Source organism: Polaromonas sp. P3_C2 (genome assembly GCF_056402675.1).
The window spans coordinates 1-3,743 of sequence record NZ_JBFUGX010000421.1 but is presented as its reverse complement, the minus strand read 5'-3'; the positions used below and the strand labels follow the sequence as shown (position 1 = coordinate 3,743).

The 3,743-nt window shown below is 63.7% G+C and carries 2 protein-coding genes and 2 pseudogenes; 2 read left to right on the top strand and 2 right to left on the bottom strand.

Annotation, left to right across the window (positions count from 1 at the left end; genetic code table 11):
* Window positions 1-176: 176 nt before the first annotated feature.
* Together AC1DWI_RS16370 and cysS are read right to left on the bottom strand one after the other, a co-directional pair.
* Window positions 177-386: pseudogene (locus AC1DWI_RS16370) on the bottom strand (DNA-3-methyladenine glycosylase 2 family protein); the annotation flags it as partial.
* Between the two features lie 76 nt (window positions 387-462).
* A complete protein-coding gene (cysS, locus tag AC1DWI_RS16365; RefSeq protein ID WP_477725224.1) occupies window positions 463-1,839 on the bottom strand; it encodes a cysteine--tRNA ligase in 1,377 nt (458 codons plus the stop codon).
* A gap of 323 nt (window positions 1,840-2,162) precedes the next feature.
* Here cysS and AC1DWI_RS16360 point away from each other — a divergent pair, with 323 nt between their 5' ends.
* Both AC1DWI_RS16360 and AC1DWI_RS16355 read left to right on the top strand, forming a co-directional pair.
* Window positions 2,163-3,206 carry a L,D-transpeptidase Cds6 family protein gene (locus tag AC1DWI_RS16360; RefSeq protein WP_477668987.1) on the top strand — a complete coding sequence of 348 codons (1,044 nt, stop codon included), beginning with the start codon at window positions 2,163-2,165 and terminating at the stop codon, window positions 3,204-3,206.
* A gap of 86 nt (window positions 3,207-3,292) precedes the next feature.
* A pseudogene (locus tag AC1DWI_RS16355) lies at window positions 3,293-3,743 on the top strand (L,D-transpeptidase family protein); the annotation flags it as partial.

Genomic DNA, 3,743 nt, shown 5'->3' with positions numbered 1-3,743 from the left:
GTGCCGGCATCAAAGTGGATCGCCAGGTCCACCAGGTATTCGACCTTGCGGGCGCTCAGCCCTGCTGCGCGCATGTCGTCAACTTTGTGGCGCAGCACGTTGGCAGGCGTCACTTGTTTGGGTAGCGCCGAAAATTTGGCCCAGACACTTTGCGCCGCGTTGACCGAAATTTGCTAGCCCACGATGCTGCGCGCCAGAGTACCAAAGGCATCGCCGCGCGTTTGCAGGCAGGCGTCGCCGAACAGGGGAATCAGCCGCTTCATCACGCGGTCTTTTTTGACCAGGTGTTTGCAGGCATCGGCCCAATACTCGGGCACCGTGGTGGCCGGCTCGGGAACGTCGGCCAGCTCAGCGCTGGCCGGGCCGCTTTTCACTATCTTTTTCATAGCTGCTTGCGCACGTCCATATTGGGCTGCGGGCCTGAATGGCTTGAAAAACAGGGTGAAAGAGCCGTCCAGAACCTCACGATTGCACCTCCCAGGTGGTGCCGCTGGGCGAATCCTTCAAAACAATGCCTTTGGCCAGCAGGTCCTTGCGGATACGGTCGGCTTCGGCGAAGTCTTTTGCCAGCTTGGCGGCTGCGCGCTGCGCGATCAGCAGCTGGATGCTGGCGTCGTCCAGGCCGGCGCCGGCCTGGAGGTAGGCTCCGGGCGAACCTTGCAGCAGGCCCAGGCAGCCGCCCAGGTTTTTCAACAGCCCTGCGAGTTCGGCAGAGCCTGTCCGGTTGACTTCACCGGCCAGCTCGAACAGCACAGCCACGGCCTCCGGCGTTCCGAAGTCTTCGTCCATGGCCGACTTGAAGCGCTGCGCAAACGGGTGGGCCCAGTCGGTCGGCAGCGCGGCGGGCTTGACGAGGTCCAGCGACGTGTAAAGCCGCTTGAGCGAGTTGCGTGCATCGTCCAGGTGGGCGTCGCTGTAATTCAAGGCGCTGCGGTAGTGGGCGCGAACGATGAAAAACCGCACGGTTTCGGCATCGTATTTGGCGAGCACTTCGCGGATGGTGAAGAAGTTGCCCAGCGACTTGGACATCTTCTCGTTGTCGACGCGCACAAAACAGTTGTGCACCCAGAAGCGGGCCAGCGGCTTCCCGTTGGCCGCCTCGCTCTGGGCGATTTCATTTTCGTGGTGCGGGAACTGCAGGTCCGCGCCGCCGCCGTGAATGTCGAAGGTCTCGCCCAGCGTGCCGCGGCACATGGCCGAGCACTCGATATGCCAGCCTGGACGGCCGGGGCCATAGGCGCTGTCCCACCTGGCGTCGTCGGGTTCGGTGGGCTTGGCGCTTTTCCACAGCACAAAGTCGAGCGGGTCTTCCTTGCCATCGAGCACAGCCACGCGCTCGCCGGCGCGCAGCTCGTCGAGCGACTTGCCCGAGAGCTTGCCGTAGCCGGGAAACTTGCGCACCGCGTAATTCATGTCACCGGTGGAGCCCTTGTAGGCCAGGCCTTTTTCCTCCAGCGTGGCAATCATGCCCAGCATCTGCGGCACGTACTCAGTCGCACGGGGTTCCAGCGATGGAGGCTCTATGCCCAGCGCGCCGATATCCTGGTGCATGGCCGCGATCATCTCGTCGGTCAGCTGGCGGATGGTGATGCCGCGCTCAACCGCCCGCCTGATGATCTTGTCGTCGATGTCGGTGATGTTGCGCACATACGTAACCTTCAGGCCGCTTGCCTTGAGCCAGCGTTGCACCACGTCGAACGCCATCATCATGCGCGCATGGCCGATGTGGCAGAGGTCGTAAATCGTCATTCCGCACACATACATGCGCACATGGCCGGGATCAAGCGGGGAAAATTCTTCCACGGCACGCGACAGCGTGTTGTAAATGCGAAGGCTCATGAAAATTATGCTGCGGGGGCCTGGCATCGGCCGGAAGCAGCCGGTGGTCAGGCAAAGGAAAGAAGCTTTATCTCACGGACGCCGCAGGCGGGCAAGGGCCATTCGGCGTACACGCGAAAACGTGCGATAAAAACGGAAAGTACGGAATTCTGGGGGCCATGAACTATACCCCCCTCAGTTACAATCGCCCAGTATATCCAGCCCGTCCGACAACGTTCAGCGGCTCCCGGGGCGCCCTGAAAAGCCTGGCTGTTTATGTTGACTTTCCGCCCAACGGCTGCCAAAACAGCACCGGGGGCTTTAAAACAAATCGCGAGAGTGCCATGCCCACGCCAAACTTCCTTACACGCAATCCGCTGTCCGCCTCCCTGCGCATGCTGGCCGTGGCGGTCACCCTGTCGGTGTCCGTGGCCCATGCCGACGACTACGCCGACGTCAGCCGCCTGATGCGTGCCGGCCAGTATGCCGAGGCGCAGGCCAAGGTTGACCAGTACCTCGCCGGCAAGCCGCGCGACCCGCAAATGCGTTTCTTCAAGGGCGTGATCCAGACCGAGACCGGCAAGACAAACGAGGCCATCGCAACTTTCACCAAAATCACCGAAGACTACCCCGAGCTGCCTGAGCCCTACAACAACATGGCCGTGCTGTATGCCGGCCAGAGCCAGTTCGACAAGGCCCGGGCGGCGCTTGAAATGGCGATCCGGACCAACCCCAGCTACGCCACCGCACATGAAAACCTGGGCGACGTCTACGCCAGGCTCGCCAGCCAGGCCTATAGCAAGGCCCTGCAACTCGACGGCGGCAACGCTGCCGTTCCGCCCAAGCTGGCATTGATCCGCACCCTGTTCTCCGCCGAATCAAAAAGCCCGACGAAGCCGGCTGCCGGCGCACCGACGTCTGGCCCGGCCACAACGGCCCCTGCGGCTCCCGCAGCGGCTGCCAAGCCAGCGCCGGCAGCCCCGGTGGCCGCAGCGCCTGCTCCTGCCGCGCCGCCGGCAACACCCGTAGCACCGGCTGCCGTCGCAGGCACCGAAAAAGAAGTCGAAGCAGCCGTGCGCAGCTGGGCCCAGGCCTGGTCCGACAAGGACATGAACGGCTACCTCAGCAGCTACGGCCAGAACTTTGCGCCGCCCGGCAAGCAGGCACGCAAGGCCTGGGAAGAAGACCGCCGCGCGCGCATCGTCGGCAAGTCGCGCATCAGCGTCAAGCTCTCCGACCTGGCCATCGCCGTACAGGGCGCCAAGGCCACGGCCAGGTTCAAGCAGGACTACAGCGCCGACTCCATCAATATTTCCAGCCGCAAGACGCTGGAGATGGCCAAGGCCGGTGATCGCTGGGTCATCGTCAAGGAATCCACAGGCGGCTGATCGCTGGCGGCCGGCCTGACCCAAGTGCATTGTTCAGCCTGTTCCTGTCCGTCTGTGTTGGCCGGCAAACTTTCGTGGAAGCCCGCATGAAAAAAGCGGCCGCAACGCTTCTCTTCATCGCACCGTGCCTGGCGCTGGCCTTTTCGCCTGCGCGGGCCGAAACCCGCGCGCACACAACCAAGCGGCCCGCCCCGGCAAAAGCCCCCGCCCCGCATGAGGCGCGCGGCGGCGAAGCGGAAGCCCGGCTGATTGAAATCTACAAACTGATCGGCCAGGCGAATTCGCGCGAAGCCCTGCGCAAGGCCGAAGGCCTCGTGAAGGACCACCCCAACTTCCAGCTGGCCCAACTGGTTTACGGCGACTTGCTGGCCGGCTTTACACGCCCTGTCCGCACGCCCGGCGACGTTCCGGATGCCGCTGCCAAGACTGCTGCAGCCCTGCTGGCCGAGTTGCGGCAGGAGTCGCTGCTGCGCCTGCGCGCGCTGCGCGAGCGGCCCGCCCCAGGCCTGGTACCGTCGCAATTCCTGGTGCTGTCAT

Excerpts from the sequence above, each read along its gene's own strand:
- AC1DWI_RS16360 (WP_477668987.1), top strand. The coding sequence starts at position 2,163 with ATGCCCACGCCAAACTTCCTTACACGCAATCCGCTGTCCGCCTCCCTG.
- cysS (WP_477725224.1), bottom strand. The coding sequence starts at position 1,839 with ATGAGCCTTCGCATTTACAACACGCTGTCGCGTGCCGTGGAAGAATTT.